At 70.8% G+C, this 16,330-nt stretch carries 13 protein-coding genes and 1 riboswitch; of the genes, 7 read left to right on the top strand and 6 right to left on the bottom strand.

The window, feature by feature from the left end; translation table 11 throughout:
• The first annotated feature begins 89 nt into the window (after positions 1-89).
• Positions 90-184, top strand: a riboswitch (glycine riboswitch).
• A 178-nt stretch (positions 185-362) separates the two neighbouring features.
• The gene (gene gcvP / locus OG410_RS08185) at positions 363-3,248 is read left to right on the top strand and encodes an aminomethyl-transferring glycine dehydrogenase (protein ID WP_329298516.1); all 2,886 of its coding nucleotides are present in this window, start codon (positions 363-365) and stop codon (positions 3,246-3,248) included.
• A gap of 136 nt (positions 3,249-3,384) precedes the next feature.
• Here gcvP and OG410_RS08180 read toward each other — a convergent pair whose 3' ends face one another.
• Together OG410_RS08180 and OG410_RS08175 are read right to left on the bottom strand one after the other, a co-directional pair.
• Entirely contained in the window at positions 3,385-3,591 is a 207-nt protein-coding gene (locus OG410_RS08180; RefSeq protein WP_261704097.1) for a DUF5999 family protein, read from the bottom strand.
• Positions 3,592-4,006: 415 nt separating this feature from the next.
• Positions 4,007-4,591: a hypothetical protein gene (locus tag OG410_RS08175; protein WP_328665779.1), complete on the bottom strand. Its 585-nt coding sequence runs from the start codon at positions 4,589-4,591 to the stop codon at positions 4,007-4,009.
• Between the two features lie 540 nt (positions 4,592-5,131).
• Between OG410_RS08175 and OG410_RS08170 the strand changes: the two genes are divergently transcribed.
• A complete protein-coding gene (locus tag OG410_RS08170) occupies positions 5,132-6,649 on the top strand; it encodes a glutamate--cysteine ligase (RefSeq protein ID WP_328454749.1) in 1,518 nt (505 codons plus the stop codon).
• A gap of 235 nt (positions 6,650-6,884) precedes the next feature.
• On the opposite strand, the gene OG410_RS08165 is transcribed toward OG410_RS08170, so the two are convergent.
• Positions 6,885-8,654 carry a VWA domain-containing protein gene (locus OG410_RS08165; protein WP_329298515.1) on the bottom strand — a complete coding sequence of 590 codons (1,770 nt, stop codon included), beginning with the start codon at positions 8,652-8,654 and terminating at the stop codon, positions 6,885-6,887.
• 184 nt (positions 8,655-8,838) lie between these two features.
• On the opposite strand from OG410_RS08165, the gene OG410_RS08160 reads away from it, so the two are divergent.
• Entirely contained in the window at positions 8,839-9,639 is an 801-nt protein-coding gene (locus OG410_RS08160) for a CPBP family intramembrane glutamic endopeptidase (protein ID WP_326789033.1), read from the top strand.
• 174 nt (positions 9,640-9,813) lie between these two features.
• Here OG410_RS08160 and OG410_RS08155 read toward each other — a convergent pair whose 3' ends face one another.
• The gene (locus OG410_RS08155; protein WP_329304054.1) at positions 9,814-10,623 is read right to left on the bottom strand and encodes a PhzF family phenazine biosynthesis protein; all 810 of its coding nucleotides are present in this window, start codon (positions 10,621-10,623) and stop codon (positions 9,814-9,816) included.
• A gap of 250 nt (positions 10,624-10,873) precedes the next feature.
• On the opposite strand from OG410_RS08155, the gene OG410_RS08150 reads away from it, so the two are divergent.
• Entirely contained in the window at positions 10,874-11,545 is a 672-nt protein-coding gene (locus OG410_RS08150) for a PadR family transcriptional regulator (RefSeq protein ID WP_326789035.1), read from the top strand.
• A gap of 108 nt (positions 11,546-11,653) precedes the next feature.
• On the opposite strand, the gene OG410_RS08145 is transcribed toward OG410_RS08150, so the two are convergent.
• Complete coding sequence (locus OG410_RS08145) at positions 11,654-12,082, bottom strand: type II toxin-antitoxin system Rv0910 family toxin (RefSeq protein ID WP_329298514.1); 429 nt, start codon at positions 12,080-12,082, stop codon at positions 11,654-11,656.
• 312 nt (positions 12,083-12,394) lie between these two features.
• Here OG410_RS08145 and OG410_RS08140 point away from each other — a divergent pair, with 312 nt between their 5' ends.
• The 3 genes from OG410_RS08140 to OG410_RS08130 all read left to right on the top strand — a co-directional run bounded on the left by OG410_RS08140 (position 12,395) and on the right by OG410_RS08130 (position 15,504).
• On the top strand, positions 12,395-13,000 hold the full coding sequence (locus OG410_RS08140; protein WP_329298513.1) for a Clp protease N-terminal domain-containing protein: 606 nt from the start codon (positions 12,395-12,397) through the stop codon (positions 12,998-13,000).
• 292 nt (positions 13,001-13,292) lie between these two features.
• Entirely contained in the window at positions 13,293-14,303 is a 1,011-nt protein-coding gene (locus tag OG410_RS08135; RefSeq protein WP_329298512.1) for an EamA family transporter, read from the top strand.
• A gap of 202 nt (positions 14,304-14,505) precedes the next feature.
• Positions 14,506-15,504, top strand: coding sequence for a DMT family transporter (locus OG410_RS08130; RefSeq protein ID WP_329298511.1), 999 nt, complete (start codon positions 14,506-14,508; stop codon positions 15,502-15,504).
• 115 nt (positions 15,505-15,619) lie between these two features.
• Here the strand turns inward: OG410_RS08130 and OG410_RS08125 are convergent, their stop codons facing one another.
• Complete coding sequence (locus tag OG410_RS08125; RefSeq protein WP_443063725.1) at positions 15,620-16,312, bottom strand: pyridoxamine 5'-phosphate oxidase family protein; 693 nt, start codon at positions 16,310-16,312, stop codon at positions 15,620-15,622.
• Positions 16,313-16,330 lie beyond the last annotated feature (18 nt).

The following is a 16,330-nucleotide window of genomic DNA, read 5'->3' as shown; positions in this document are numbered from 1 at the left end:
TCCGTAAGTACTACAAAAGAGCACATTTGTGAAGGTGGCCACTCGAAGGCTGCTGTCTTGTCCTCGCTGGTAGGCTGGCAAGTGGCTGCTGATCCCGTGCGGGAGAGTCCTCCGGATTTCGCGGAGGCGCCGAAGGAGCAACTCCTCCCCGGAATCTCTCAGGCTCACGTACCGCACGGACGAGGTCACTCTGGAAAGCAGGGCGGGTGCCGATGGCCTCCGCCCTCACCGACGGTGAAAGCCGGATCGTCCACGGGACCATCCGGTGAAACTCTCAGGTTGAGATGACAGAGGGGGAGGCCGTCGGGGTACCCGTGCCGGGGTGCCCCTCGAAGGTCGCGTCAGACCAGGAGGCCTCCGCCATGACCGCCCCTCGCATTCCGCTCTCCGAGCTCGAACAGGGAATTCCCTTCGAGCAGCGCCACATCGGGCCCGACTCCGAAGCCCGGGCCAAGATGCTCGCGCAGGTCGGATACGGCTCGCTCGACGAGCTGACGGCCGCCGCGGTGCCGGATGTGATCAAGAACGCCGAGGCCCTGAAGCTGCCGGCCGCCCGCACCGAGGCCGAGGTACTGGCCGAGCTCCGCTCCCTCGCGGACCGCAACCAGGTGCTCGGTTCGATGATCGGCCTCGGTTACTACGGCACGTTCACGCCGCCGGTGATCCTGCGCAACGTCATGGAGAACCCGGCCTGGTACACCGCGTACACGCCGTACCAGCCGGAGATCTCGCAGGGCCGTCTCGAGGCGCTGCTGAACTTCCAGACCGTCGTCGCCGAGCTGACCGGGCTGCCGACCTCAGGCGCCTCCCTCCTCGACGAGGGCACCGCCGCCGCCGAGGCCATGGCGCTGTCCCGCCGGATGGGCAAGAACAAGAAGGGCCTCTTCCTGGTCGACGCGGACGCGCTGCCGCAGACCATCGCCGTCATAGAGACCCGCGCCGAGCCGACCGGCGTCGAGATCGTCGTCGCCGACCTCGCCGACGGCATCCCGGCCGACCTCGCCGGGCGCGAGATCAACGGCGTGCTGATCCAGTACCCGGGCGCCTCCGGTGCCGTACGCGACATCAAGCCGATCATCGAGCAGGCGCACGAGCTCGGCGCTGTCGTCACCGTCGCCGCCGATCTGCTCGCCCTGACCCTGCTGACCTCGCCCGGCGAGCTCGACGCGGACATCGCGGTCGGTACGACGCAGCGCTTCGGCGTGCCGATGGGCTTCGGCGGCCCGCACGCCGGTTACATGGCGGTGCGCGAGAAGTTCGCGCGCAGCCTCCCCGGCCGACTGGTCGGTGTGTCCGTGGACGCCGACGGGAACAAGGCGTACCGCCTCGCCCTGCAGACGCGTGAGCAGCACATCCGCCGTGAGAAGGCGACCAGCAACATCTGCACCGCCCAGGTGCTGCTCGCCGTGATGGCCGGCATGTACGCCGTCTACCACGGTCCCGAGGGCCTGCGGACCATCGCACGGCGTACCCATCGCTACGCCACCGTCCTGGCCGCGGGTCTCACCGCCGGCGGCGTCGAGGTCGTGCACGGCGCGTACTTCGACACGCTCACCGTGCGGGTCCCGGGCCGTGCCGCCGACATAGTGGCCGCCGCCCGCGACAACGGCGTCAACCTCCACCCCGTCGACGCCGACCAGGTGTCGATCTCGTGCGACGAGACGACCACGCGCGAGCAGCTCGCCGCCGTGTGGACCGCGTTCGGTGTCGAGGGCGACGTCGAGGCGCTGGACGCGAGCGCCGAGGACACCCTGCCGGCCGCGCTGCTGCGCACCGACGAGTACCTCACGCACCCCGTGTTCCACGACCACCGCTCCGAGACGGCGATGCTGCGCTACCTGCGCAAGCTCTCCGACCGCGACTACGCGCTCGACCGCGGCATGATCCCGCTGGGCTCCTGCACCATGAAGCTCAACGCGACCACCGAGATGGAGCCGGTCACCTGGCCCGAGTTCGGACAGCTGCACCCCTTCGTGCCCGCCGAGCAGGCACAGGGCTACCTGACGCTGATCCACGAGCTGGAGGACCAGCTCGCCGAGGTCACCGGCTACGACAAGGTGTCGCTCCAGCCCAACGCCGGTTCGCAGGGCGAGCTGGCCGGTCTGCTGGCCGTCCGCGGCTACCACCGCGCCAACGGTGACGACCAGCGCACCGTCTGCCTCATCCCGTCCTCCGCGCACGGCACCAACGCCGCCAGCGCCGTGATGGCCGGCATGAAGGTCGTCGTCGTGAAGACCGCGGACGACGGCGAGATCGACGTCGCGGACCTGCGCGCCAAGATCGAGCAGTACCGCGACGAGCTGTCGGTGCTGATGATCACGTACCCCTCGACGCACGGTGTGTTCGAGGAGCACGTCGCCGACATCTGCGCCCAGGTGCACGAGGCCGGCGGCCAGGTCTACGTCGACGGCGCCAACCTCAACGCCCTGGTGGGCCTCGCCAAGCCGGGTCACTTCGGCGGCGACGTCTCGCACCTCAACCTGCACAAGACCTTCTGCATCCCGCACGGCGGCGGCGGCCCCGGCGTCGGCCCGGTCGGTGTGCGCGCGCACCTGGCGCCGTACCTGCCGAACCACCCGCTCCAGCCGGAGGCCGGTCCGGAGACCGGTGTCGGCCCGATCTCGGCCGCTCCCTGGGGCTCCGCGGGCATCCTGCCCATCTCCTGGTCGTACGTCCGGCTGATGGGCGGCGAGGGCCTCAAGCGCGCCACGCAGGTGGCCGTGCTCTCCGCCAACTACATCGCCAAGCGCCTGGAGCCGCACTACCCGGTGCTGTACACCGGCCCCGGCGGTCTGGTCGCCCACGAGTGCATCATCGACCTGCGCCCGCTCACCAAGGCGACCGGCGTGAGCGTCGACGACATCGCCAAGCGCCTGATCGACTACGGCTTCCACGCGCCGACGATGTCGTTCCCGGTGGCCGGCACGCTGATGATCGAGCCGACCGAGTCCGAGGACCTGGGCGAGCTCGACCGGTTCTGCGACGCGATGATCGCGATCCGCGCGGAGATCGAGAAGGTCGGCAGCGGCGAGTGGTCGGTGGACGACAACCCGCTGCGCGGGGCGCCGCACACGGCCGCCGCGCTCGGCGGCGACTGGGAGCACCCGTACAGCCGCGAGGTGGCCGTCTTCCCGGCCGGTGTCTCGGCCGCCGACAAGTACTGGCCGCCGGTGCGCCGCATCGACCAGGCGTACGGCGACCGGAACCTCGTCTGTTCCTGCCCGCCGCTGGACGCCTACGAGGACTGATCAGCGCTCGGCACGTGGACGCCTACGAGGAGTGACCATCCTCGGACATGCGTCGGGGCCGGTTCGGAGAGTACGTCTCCGGGCCGGCCCCTTGTGTGTCTGGGCGGCCTGGCGCGGCCGCCCGGGGTCGTGCGGGTCAGGCGGCCGTCATCACCGGCGCGCCGCCCAGCGGGCGGTGCGGGGCGATGATCTGGCCGTCCGGCAGGAGCTCACCGGTGTCCTCGAAGAGCAGAACGCCGTTGCACAGCAGGCTCCATCCCTGCTCCGGGTGGTGCGCCGCGAGGCGGGCGGACTCCCGGTCGGCTGATTCGGCTGACGGACACGGTGGCTGGTGCTGGCACATGGATGGGATCTTTCGCTGGGTCGAGATGTGAGTGTTGGCTGTGGTGGCTGTCTTGCGGCTTGAGGTACTCATGGCCGCCCCCCGTTGGTGTGTGGTCTGACCCCAGTGTTGCCCCACGGGCGCCAATCCGCAGGGATTTGGGGGCACCGCTTCTCACAGGTTTATGACGCGTCACCCGTGCGGAGGGTTCACCCCAACTGCGCTGTCCTTTCGGGTGGTTCGAGGGGGCCGGATCGGGCTAGTCCGGTTGGGCGTTCGGCGCGTTTCCCCTCGTACGAGCGGTCTTCGGCCCTAACGAGCGAGCCGCTCTCGGGGTTCGTGACAGCGCCGTGCCCCGCGGCAGGTTTACCCGTGTGGGGCACGGCTGCGGGGCACGGACGCGAGGGGCGGAGACTCGGGCCGGCGAGTCGGAGACTCAGGCCGGCGAGCTGAGGAGCGGTGCCGGGGTGACCCGGTGGGTGAGGACCGGCAGCAGTTCGGTGACGAGGTACGGTCGGTGCGCGGCGATGCCGGGCGGGGCGGGTGCGAGCGGGACCAGGAGGTCGGTGGCGGCCGGATGGCCGGTGGCGCCGTCCGCGGTGCAGTCGCCGTGCAGCCAGAGCGTCAGCATGTACAGCTCCGGCACGGACAACAAGCGTGCTTGGTAGGACTGTTGCATGGTCTCGGCCTGCCGCAGGGCGAGCTCGGTGGCGGTGACGTAAGGGCCCTCGAAGAAGCGCGAGAAGGCCCAGCCGTCCGGGGTCAGCATGGTGTCGGCGGCGGCCACCGCGCGATCGCCGGCGCGGATCAGGAAACGCCACCCGGCGAGCCGGGTGGCGGAGGCGCCCGCGGGAGTGATGCGATCCAGGACGTGGACGGGCAGCGGGAGTTCGGGGGTGACGGGTCCCTGTGCCAGGCGCAGGGACGGGGTACGGGCTTCGCGGACAGCGGTGGGGGAACCGAGTGCCGTGAGTACGGTGCGCAGGGCGGGCGCGGGAGCCGGGGGTACGTGCAGCGGCATGGTGGGTCGCCTCTCATTCGACAGGCACAGTGGCGCGAGGGCGGGGGCGGACGGCGCTGTCAGCTCTCGGGTCAGAGGGCGAGGGGTCTGGATCTGCCGACAGGGTGTCGCCTGCCGCCGTCACCGTGACGACAGGACCTAGGACCGCGAGCGCCAACTCTCTGCCTCGGTAGCGGAGTTTATACGACGCGTGTTCAGGCGGTGTTTCGTCTAGTCGCCCCGAATTCGAAGAACAAGTCGATATCCGGTCGGCGAAATGCGGGATTCATCCCGGTTCTGCGCGATCGAATCGCGGTGACCTCGGAATACTTCGCCCGAGCGGTCGGCCGATTCTCGTCGGTGTTTTTCACGAGATCGTTTCGGACGGCAAACTTGCTGAATGCTCCATGCCTCGTGAATGTGCCCGGGGCCGATGTCCAGACTAGCGGTCGAAGAGCGCGCGCGGGACGTTATGGATCGTGTTGCCTGGGCATCATCCCTCGTGACCCGGGACGCCAGGGCCGGAAACGTCGGCCTGCCCATCCGAGGAGGGACACTTCGATGGGGGAGAAGGTCGTGGCAGGGACGTTCGGCCTGTCCGATCGGCAGCGCCACCGCGACAAGCTCCGACAGTGTCTGGCGGGGCTGGAGCGACTGCTGGAGGAGAAGCGGTTCGACCGCCCGAAGAACCTGATGGGCCTGGAGATCGAATTGAATCTCGCGGGCCCCGATGGCATGCCCAGAATGATGAACGGGCAAGTGCTCGAAAGGATTGCGAGCCGCGACTTCCAGACAGAACTCGCCATGTTCAACCTGGAAGTCAACATAGCCCCACACCGATTGGGCGGCCGGGTATTCGACCGGCTCGCCGAGGAGATCCGTACCTCGCTCGCCTACGCCCACCGGAAAGCCAGTGAGGTCGACGCCGGAATCGTCATGATCGGTATTCTGCCGACGCTCGGCCAGGACGATCTGGTGTCCTCCAACCTGTCGGACGTCGACCGGTACACGCTGCTCAACGATCAGATCGTGGCCGCGCGCGGAGAGGATTTCGAACTCGACATCGACGGTGTGGAGCGTCTGGTCTGCCGGTCGGCCTCCATCGCCCCCGAAGCCGCCTGCACCTCCGTGCAGTTGCACCTCCAGGTCACACCGGGCCGGTTCGCGGACGTGTGGAACGCGGCGCAGGCGGTCGCGGCCCCACAGGTCGCGATCGGTGCCAACTCGCCCTTCCTGTTCGGGCGTGAGCTGTGGCGGGAGTCGAGGCCCCCGCTCTTCCAGCAGTCCACCGACACCCGGCCGCCGGAGCTCCAGGCGCAGGGAGTCCGGCCGCGCACCTGGTTCGGCGAACGGTGGGTGACCTCGGCGTACGAGCTCTTCGAGGAGAACCTGCGGTTCTTCCCGCCGCTGCTGCCCATCTGCGACGAGGAGGACCCGCTCGGTGTCCTCGATGCCGGGGGCGTGCCCAGGCTCGCCGAACTGGTGCTGCACAACGGCACGGTGTACCGCTGGAACCGGCCCGTGTACGGCATCGCCGACGGCGTCCCGCATCTGCGCGTCGAGAACCGGGTGCTGCCCGCGGGGCCGACCGTCACCGACGTCCTCGCCAACGCGGCCTTCTACTACGGTCTGGTCCGCGCGCTCGCCGAGGAGCAGCGTCCGGTGTGGACCCGGCTGTCCTTCGAGGCGGCCGCCGCCAACTTCGACGCGGCCTGCCGGCACGGCATCGACGCGCGCCTGGAGTGGCCGCGGCGTGGCCGTTACGGCGGGACCACGCAGGTGGACGCCGTGAGTCTGGTGCGTGACGAACTGCTGCCGCTGGCCGCCGCCGGCCTGGACGCCTGGGGTGTCGAGCCCGCCGACCGGGACTTCTATCTGGGCGTGATCGAGGACCGGTGCCGACTGCGCGTCAACGGTGCGACCTGGCAGGCGGCCACCTTCCACCGGGCGCTGGAGAAGGGGCTCGGCCGCGAGGCCGCGCTGGCCGCGACGACGCGGCGCTACGGCGAGCTGATGCATCTCGGAGAGCCCGTGCACACCTGGCCGGTGGGACTGCCGGAGCCGGTTCCGCTGGGGTGACGCGCGGCGGTGCGCGGGTGCGTCCGGCCGGGCGCCGGCCACCCGCCCTCGGGGTCTGTCGTCGAGGCGCGTCCACGACGGTTCGGCGGGGAAGGCGGGACAGTGGCCCGCGGGGGCGGGTGGTCGTGGCCGGTGAAGGATGTTCGCGTGTTTCGCGTGTCCAGGTGCTCGTGGCCGTGGTCGGTCCGGGCTGCCCGCGTGGGTGTGGTCAGCCCGGTGGCGCGTGTGGGCGTGGTCAGCCGGGGTTGCGTGCGCCGGCGGCTGTGATCGCCTTGAGCATCGCCGCGTGGATCTGTGAAGGCTCGTTGACCCGCTGGCCGGAGCCGCCGGTCGCCCTGGCGATCTGGTCGACCTCCCGCCGGTCGCTGTCGGGGCCCACCGCGATGGCGATCAGCGGTACCGGGTGCTCCGGGTCGGCCAGCTTCTGGAGCTCGGATACGAGCTCGGACCGGGAGATGCTGCCGGGGTCCCGGTTGACCCCGTCGGTGAGGACGACCAGCGCGTTGAACCGGCCCTTCGCGTAGGAGGCGACCGCCTCCTTGTACGCGGCGAGCGTGGTGTCGTACAGACCGGTCTCTCCGTGCGGGACCGGTTTCAGGGACTTGAACGCGGCGGTCAGCTTCGCGCGCTGGCCGCCCTTCTTCTTGCTGTCCCCGAGCCGTCCGGTCGGCACCAGCACGCGGTAGTCCTTGTCGCCGTCGAGCTTCGTGGAGAACTTCCACAGCCCGATCTCGTCCTCGGCGGTGAAGGTGGCGAGGGCCTGGAGCAGGGACTCCTTCGTGACGTCCATACGGGACCGGCCGTCGCCCGGCAGTGTCACGCCCATGGAGGAGGAGGCGTCGACGACCGTGGTGATCCGGGCGCTCTCCACCGTGATCGTCCACATGCCGAGGGCCTCCTGGACCGCGCCTTTCGATGCGGAGTCGGCCAGGATCCGTGTGTACGGCTGCGGGGACCTTCCGCCGGCCTCGGCGACGAGTGAGGCCGACGGGCTCTCCGCGTCCGTGCGGAACCCGAACACCCGCAGGAACTGCCGGGGTCCCGCCTCTCCGAGCAAGGTCATGAACCGCAGGGCCGCACGGCCCTCGTCGGTGCTCAGTTGCGGCTCGTCGACCAGCGTGTACGGGTAGTTGAGCAGCGGCGAGCCGTCCTCGGGGTAGAAGAGGTCGAGGTCCTGGCCGCCGTCCGGAGCGCTGTTGTGCGCGAACGCCGCCTGCTCGGAGAGGATCAGCGCCTGATTGCGGCCGGCGCTGTTCCCCCCGGTGGCCGAGCCGTCGTGCGGCAGTGTGCCGAGGAGTTCGGTGTCGCTGTCGGACGTGTGCCGCGAGAGCGCCTTGGCCATGGCGGCCGCCCGGACGTCGCCGTCCTTGGCATCGGAGGTGGCCGCGCTGATCCTGGCCAGCGCGAGCAGTCCCGTCGAGCTGCGGGCGGGATCGACCGCGCCCAGTTCGAGCTTCTCGGCCCGGGTCGTCTCCCCGGCCAGCTCGGTCCAGGTGTACGTCTTCGCGGGCCAGCCCAGCCTCTTGGCGGCCGACGGGACGACAGCGACGCCGACGGGCGAGGAGGCGACGTTGCCCAGGCTGGTGACCTGCGTGGCCGAGCCGGTGTCGGCGACCCGCTCCACCCATGCGTCGGAGTCGGGCACCCACACCTGCACGTCGGACTTCCTGCCCGCCCCGAGCGAGGCGGCGACCTTGTACGACTCGCGCGCGGTCACGCCGACGTCGAGACAGCGGCCGTCGGAGGTGATGTTCTTCTCGCGGGCGTCCTTCGCGACGGCCCGTAGCGCGGGCGCGATGTCCGGCGAGGCGGCCACCTCGATGTGCACGACATCGTCCTCGCAGGAGCCTCCGAAGGAGAACAGGCTCCCGCGGACCGCGGCGGCCGTGCCTCCGACGACAGTGAGGACGAGTGCTGTCGCGAGGGCCGTATTGCGGCGGCGGGCGCGGATCCGGGGGTCGGCGGAGCCCGCCCGTCGAGCGTCGGGCAAGCTGTGACGTCCCATGACGGTGAGGTCCTCCCAGATGAGCCTGAGCCGTGAGACAGCCGTAGAACAGGCGAAAGGGGACGTACGCCCCGTACGGTGCCCGCCCCCCGACGGCCTGTCGCGCACGATCTTCGTAACTTCTTTCGAGACCCTAGCGGGGCGAGGACGGGGATGCGGTGGGAATACCCAACTGGAGGCGGGAGTGCAGGTGGAGGCGGGATCGGTGGCCGATTCTTTTCCGGGGGAGAGGCTGACCCGACGGATTCTCCGGGACGAGACGCTGCTCGTCCTGGCGCTGTCGCTCGGTGCGAGCGGAGTGTCCGCGCTGATCAGTTTTGTCGGGTCGGTCACGAAACCCGGAGGTCTCAAGGATCAGGCGGCCACGCTCAACGCTTCGGCGGCGCCGGGCCGGCCCTGGCTCGACCTGGCCTGGCAGCTCTTCGGTATCGCGTCCGCCCTGGTGCCGGTCGCGCTCGTCGCGCACCTGCTGCTGCGCGAGGGTCAGGGCATGCGCGTGATCGGCTTCGACCGTACGCGCCCCTGGCCGGACCTCGGACGCGGCGCCATGGTCGCGGCGGTGATCGGCAGCTCGGGAATCGCCTTCTATCTGGCGGCGCGCGCATTCGGCGCCAACCTCACGGTGGTGCCCGAGGCGTTGCCGGACGTCTGGTGGAAGTTCCCCGTACTGATCCTTTCGGCCGTGCAGAACGCTGTGCTGGAGGAGGTCATCGTCGTCGGGTATCTGCTGCGCCGGCTCGGGCAGTTGGGCTGGACACCGGGGACGGCGCTGATGGCGAGTGCGGTGCTGCGCGGTTCGTACCACCTCTACCAGGGCATCGGCGGGTTCGTCGGCAACATGGTGATGGGTGTGGTCTTCGTGTATCTGTACCGGCGTTGGGGCCGGGTCGGGCCGCTCGTGGTCGCGCACTCGCTGCTCGACATCGGTGCCTTCGTCGGGTACGCGCTGCTCGCGGGGAAGGTGGGATGGCTCCCGACGGCTTGAGCCGCGCTCGCGAGGACCGAGCGGCGGAGCCGGTTCCCGAAGGGGTGCGGCGGATCCGGTTCCGGAAGGAGCGTACGACCGGTCTCGTACGCCCCTTCTCGTGTGCCGTCGTGCCCTCGTACGGGGCCTGTCGTACGGGTCCCGGGGGTCGTTGTGCCGGATCCCGCGGGCTCGCTAGGCGAGCAGGTCGCCCTCGATGACCGTGACCGCGTGGCCCGAGAGCAGCGTGCGGTCGCCGCGCACTTCGGTGCGGACCAGGCCGGAGCGGGGTGAGGCCTGCAGACCGGTGAGGGCGGGGCGGCCGAGGCGATCCGACCAGAACGGGGCCAGGGCCGTGTGGGCGCTGCCGGTGACCGGGTCCTCGTCGATGCCGACGTTCGGGAAGAAGCAGCGGGAGACGAAGTCGTAGCCGCGTGACGGGTCTTCGGCGCGGGCGGTCGCGATGATGCCGCGCTCGGAGTAGCGGGCGAGCGCCTTGTGGTCCGGGGCGAGGGCGCGGACCGTCTTCTCGTCGGCGACCTCGACCAGCAGGTCACCGGTGTTCGGGCCGGTGTCGAGGGTGCGGAGCGGCTCGGCGCCGAGCGCCCCGGCGACACCGTCGGGGGTCTCGACCGGGGTGAGGGGCGCGGTCGGAAAGTCGAGGGTGATCGAGCCGTCGGTTTCCGGGGTGGCGACGAGGACACCGCTGCGCGTGGCGAAGCGCACCGGGCCCTGATGGGCGCCGGTGGTGGTGAGGACGTGTGCTGCCGCGAGGGTCGCGTGTCCGCACAGGGCGACCTCGGTGGCGGGGGTGAACCAGCGCAGCGCCCAGTCGGCCTCGCCGCCCTCCGGCAGGCGGTGGGTGAATGCCGTCTCCGCGTGGTTGACCTCCGTGGCCACGCTCTGGAGCCAGGCATCGCCGGGGAAGGAGTCGAGGAGGAGGACCCCTGCCGGGTTGCCGGCGAAGGGGCGGTCGGTGAAGGCGTCGACGATACGAATCCGCATGCTCATACTCCGAAGCTAGCGGCGGCTGCGGGCCACTGGCCAAGGCCAATCCGGGGGATCCGGCTCTTTATCGCACAGGCGTTCAGGGTCCGTCATCACCAGGGCTTGGGGACGGGGCAACTGCTCCGTCTGAGCGGAGCGCGCGTCCGAGGTCCCCGACGAGAACACGCGGAAGGGGGTTGTCATGCGAACGGTACCGATATATCGTTGACGCATCGCGACCGATCAACGATGGAATGGAGTGATTGCGATGCGTTCCCGTGGAGAAGACTTCGGATACGAGCACGGACACGGACATGGACACCACGGCGGACCCGGCCATCGGGGTCGGGGCGGCTTCGAGGGGCTGCGGGGGGCTTTCGGTCCCTTCGGGCCGGGTGGTCCCGGTGGCGGCCCTGGTGGTCCCGGTTTCGGCTTCGGCGGGCCCGGCTTCGGACCGGGCCCCTGGGGCGGGCGCGGCGGCCGGGGCGGACCGCGGGGCAGGGCGCGGCGCGGCGACGTACGCGCGTCGATCCTCGCCCTGCTCAAGGACCGGTCCATGCACGGTTACGAGATGATCCAGGAGATCGCCGAGCGCAGCGGCGGGGCGTGGAAGCCCAGCCCGGGTTCGGTGTACCCGACCCTTCAGCTGCTGGAGGACGAGGGCCTGATCACCAGTGAGGCCGAGGGCGGCAAGAAGCTGTTCTCGCTCACCGAGTCGGGCCGCAGCGCGGCCGACGAGGGTCCCGACGCGCCGTGGGAAGAGGCCGGGCGCGGGGTCGACTGGGAGACGCTGCACGAGATCCGGCAGGCCGGGTTCGGTCTTATGGAGGCCTTCGGCCAGGTCTGGAAGACCGGCAGCAAGGGCCAGCGCGACAAGGCGCTGGCGGTCATCAACGAAGCCCGCAAGAAGCTGTACTTGATCCTCGCCGACGAGGACTGACGGCGTGCTGTGGTACCTGCCGGCGCCCCGTGGAAGTGTTTCCGCGGGGCGCCTGTCGGTATATGGAGCGCCGGGCACCGCTTCGGGCGTCGTGCGGACATGCGGGACTCAGGTCACCAGCCCGGCCAGTTTGCGCAGCGACTCGTCGAGGGCGGCCGTCGCCGAGTCCTTGAGCTTGCCGGCCATCAGCGAGACGGCCGCACCCGTGAACTCCCCGTCGATGCGCACCGAGGTGGCGTCGCCGTCGGGGGTGAGCGTGTAGCGGGTGGTGACGTTCACCGACATCGGACCCTTGCCGCGGATGGCCAGGGTGCGGCCGGGCTCCAGTTCCTCGATGGTCCAGGTGACCTCGGCCGGGAAGCCCATGAGCTTCATGTTCTCCGCGAAGGTGCCGCCCACCTCGAGCTTTTCCGGGCCGCCCTGGGGGAAGTTGGTGTGCGTCGCGTTCCACTCGCCGTAGGCGGACCAGTCGGTGAGCTGGGACCAGATCTTCTCGGCGGGCGCCTCGATCCGTGCTTCCGCGCTGACTTCGGCCATGCGACCACCCCTTCGTGTCGGGCGCTGCGCCCGGCGCAGCTACGGTGTCGCGGAACGTAGCTCCAGGACCTGGAACATTCAATACTGATGGACCGTCAGGAAATGTGGAGAGGGCGCCGACCTCTGCCCCGCACCCGGGCTGGGGGCGGGGAGTGCCGGCCGGGAAAGCGCGAGGCAAGGCGGCGCGCGCTCCCTGGGGGAACCGGCGCGAAGTCATCCGCAAGGAGGAGAATCGGCGCAGGGATGCCCACCCTGTGCCGGACCCGAAGATGCTGCCCGCCGCGGATGACGTGGCGTGGCGCGACTGATGGGATGGAGCTTGTGCCGCCCCGCATTCCCCAGCAGTCCGCCACCGCGAGCGGACCGAAGCATGTCGGCGTCGAGGCTGGACCAGGCGCAGAGCTGGCCCCGGTGGTCTCCGGCGCGCGCAGAAGAGCGCTGCGTGACGGGGACCGGCAGATCGACACGGCTCATCTGCTGCACTCGCTGCTGGAAAGCGACCCCGAGGTATGTGCCGTCTTCGAGGGCGGGCCGCAGCTCGCCCGGCTGCTCGGCTACCTCGTGCAGCGCAGCATCGGATACGGACTCCGCTGGCAGAGCGCCGTCGAGAACTCGGGCGCCGGACCGGTGGCGGCCGGAGGCAACAACTGGTCCCCGGTGGCGGCCGGTGCCATGGGGGAGGCGTACGAGCGTGCGGTGCTGCGGGGCGACGAGCGGGCCCGTGGTCTCGACCTGCTCACGGCGCTCGTCGCCGATCCCCGGTCGCGGGCCGTCGAGGTTCTCGAACGGGCCGGTGTCGATGTCCCGCGGCTGCTGGAACGCGTCGAGAGCGGATACGTGGAGCGCGTCGAGGGCGGTCATGGGGGGCGGGTCCAGAGCGGACGTGGGGAGCGCGTCGGCCGGGAAGGCGCCGGCTGACGGGCGTCCGGAGCCCGACGGCCTTTCGGGGCAAGGGTCTGTCGCAGCCGACCTCTCGGGTGGGGCTGTCGGTGTGAGCTCGTCGGAGTGGGCCTGCCTGCGTGGGTGGGGTGGCGCGGGTGCGCGAGGGTCTGGACACCCGTGACCGGGACGCGCGTAGCCCGGACGCCCGGAACCTGGACGCGAAGTCCGACCGGGCGAGCCCGCGGCGGTCGTCGTGGGTCCGTTCCGGAGTCCAGCCGCTGAGACAGGTGTCTTCGGGCGTGACGGTCATGTCGTCGCCTGTCATCATGTGCCGGTGCATACGTCTCAGGGCAGTCAGGGCAACCACGGAAGAGGCGTCGGTCTGGGCCTGGCGCTCGTGTCGGCGGTCGCTTTCGGCGGATCGGGTGTCGCGGCCAAGCCGCTGATCGAGGCAGGTCTCGACCCGCTCCACGTGGTGTGGCTGAGGGTCGCCGGTGCCGCCCTCGTCATGCTGCCGCTCGCCGTGCGGCACCGGGCGCTGGTCAAGCGGCGCCCCGCGCTGCTCGCCGGGTTCGGACTGCTCGGCGTGGCCGGTGTCCAGGCCTGCTATTTCGCCGCGATATCCCGTATCCCCGTGGGCGTCGCCCTCCTCGTGGAGTACCTCGCCCCCGCGCTGGTTCTCGGCTGGGTGCGCTTCGTGCAGCGCCGGCCTGTCACACGTGCCGCGGCTCTCGGAGTCGTCCTCGCGGCCGGCGGACTCGCCTGCGTGGTGGAGGTGTGGTCGGGGCTCGGCTTCGATGCCCTCGGACTGCTGCTCGCGCTGGGCGCCGCCTGCTGCCAGGTCGGCTACTTCGTCCTGTCCGACCAGGGCAGCGACGCGGGCGACGAGGCACCTGACCCGCTGGGCGTGATCGCGTACGGGCTCCTCGTCGGCACCCTCGTGCTGACCGCGGTCGCGCGTCCCTGGACCATGCGGTGGTCCGTTCTCGGGGGCAGCGCGGACATGGACGGGACGTCCGTGCCCGCCTCGCTGCTCCTCGGCTGGATCGTCCTCGTCGCCACCGTCGTCGCCTACGCCACCGGTGTCCTCTCCGTGCGCAGGCTCTCCCCGCAGGTCGCGGGCGTGGTGGCGTGTCTCGAAGCGGTGATCGCCACGGTCCTGGCGTGGGTGCTGCTGGGTGAACACCTCTCGGCGCCCCAGATCGCCGGCGGAGCGGTGGTCCTGCTCGGCGCGTTCATCGCGCAGTCCTCGGCACCGGCGAAGTCCTCGCAGGAGCCGGTCGCGCGGGGGACGAGCGAGACCGGACGAGAGTTGTCGGCCAACGGAACGGCCGTCTAAAGTGCTGATCATGCCTGCGACGCTCGTTCTTCCGCCTCCGGCCGCCTGAGGCGGGCGTACCGGAACACCGCCCGGCCCCCTGCCGGGCGGAACGGCGCTGCCCGCAGAAGAAGTCCGAGGACCTTCCGTACGCCCCTGCCCCCGTGGCACGGGCTGCGACGCGGTCCCTTCCCGAACTTCTGCGGAACTGCGGAGAGAACACGTGTCGAACACCGCTGTCGGCCTGCCCGTCGGGCGAGGCCTGCTCTATCTGATCGTCGCCGGTGCCGCCTGGGGCACCGCGGGCGCCGCCGCGTCACTGGTCTACCGGGCCAGTGACATGGGGCCGGTCGCCCTCTCCTTCTGGCGCTGCGCGGGCGGACTCGCCCTGCTGCTCGCCGTACGCCTGCGCCGTGGCCCGGGCCTTCGCCCGCGCCGTCTCCCCGACCGGCGAGGGGCCCGCCCCGCCGGGCGGGAACTCCGCGGCCCCAAGGTGCTGCGCATCGGTCTGACCGGCCTCGGGCTGGCTCTCTTCCAGACCGCCTACTTCGCCGCCGTCGAGGCGACGGGCCTGGCGGTGGCGACGGTGGTCACCCTGGGCGCGGGGCCCGTTCTCATCGCGGTCGGCGCCCGGCTGACCATGGGGGAGCGTCTCGGCCGGGGCGGGTGCGCCGCCGTCGTCGGAGCACTGAGCGGACTCGGCGTGCTGGTCCTGGGCGGCGGGGACGCCACCGTGCGCCCCTGGGGTGTCCTGCTCGCGGTGCTCTCCGCGGCCGGATACTCCGCGATGACGCTGCTCACCCGGTGGTGGGGGCGCGACGGCCGCGTCGACGGGTCGAGCACGACGGTGTGGGCGTTCGCCGTCACGACCGTGTGCCTGCTGCCGCTCGGGCTCGCCGAGGGGCTGATCCCGCACACCGCCCAGCCTGTTCACCTGCTGGCGCTGCTGGCCTACATCGCCGCGGTCCCCACGGCCCTGGCCTACGCGCTCTTCTTCGCGGGCGCAGCCGTCGTCCGCTCCGCCGCCGTGTCCGTGATCATGCTCCTGGAGCCGGTCTGCGCGGCTGTGCTCGCCGTCGGGCTGCTCGGCGAGCGGCTCACCCCGGCGACACTCATCGGCACCCTGCTGATGCTCGGCTCGGTCGCCGGACTCGCGGTGGCGGAGGCGCGCGCCGCGGGCGCCGAACGGCTCGCGGTGCCCCAGGAGGCGCTTCTCGTGTGACCCCGGCCCTCGCCACCGGTTCCGGCGGAGGCCGGTGCCGGTGGCGAGGGCAGTGGCGGTTCGAGGCGTAGGGCTCGCGGGTCGTCTCAGTCCGAGGGACGACCGGCTCCGGCGCTCACAGGGCCTTCAGGTAGTCGGGCAGTTCGATGCCCGGTGCCAGGGTGTCCGCCGGGACCGGGACGCCGTACCCCTTGGCCAGCGGGACCACGCCGGTCCAGTAAGGAAGCGAGAGGTCCTCGGGATCGTCGTTCGGGCCGCCGGTGCGCAGCTTGGCGGAGACCTCGTCGAGATCCAGGCTGATCACGGCCGTGGCGGCGAGTTCCTTGGCGTTGGCGGGACGGGAGTCGGCCGAGCGGCCGGGGACGGCGTGGTCGACCAGCGCGTCCAGCGCCAGGCGCTTCTCCTCGGGGTCCGTCACCTGGTGGGCGATGCCGTGCACGACCACGGAGCGGTAGTTGAGCGAGTGATGGAAGGCCGAGCGGGCCAGCACGAGTCCGTCGACATGGCTCACGGTGAGGCAGACGGCCAGTCCGGGATCAGTGCGGCTCGTCATGCGCAGGGGCCGTGAACCCGTCGATCCGTGCACGTAGAGCCGCTCGCCGACCCGTGCGTACAGCGTGGGCAGGACGACGGGCGCGCCGTCACGGACGAACCCGAGATGGCAGATGTACCCCTCGTCGAGTATCGCGTGCACCCGTTCCCGGTCGTACGAGGCGCGTTCCTTGGATCGGGTGGGAACAGTGCGGTCGGTCGGGGTGTAGGCGACGGACGCCGTCGTCCTCGGCTGCTGGGTGCTCGTCTCCGACATTGCCATCTCCATTGCACT

This window comes from Streptomyces sp. NBC_00659 (assembly GCF_036226925.1).
GTDB lineage: Bacteria > Actinomycetota > Actinomycetes > Streptomycetales > Streptomycetaceae > Streptomyces.
The sequence above is the reverse complement of the archived record's forward strand: the minus strand, read 5'-3'. Positions and strand labels throughout refer to the sequence as shown.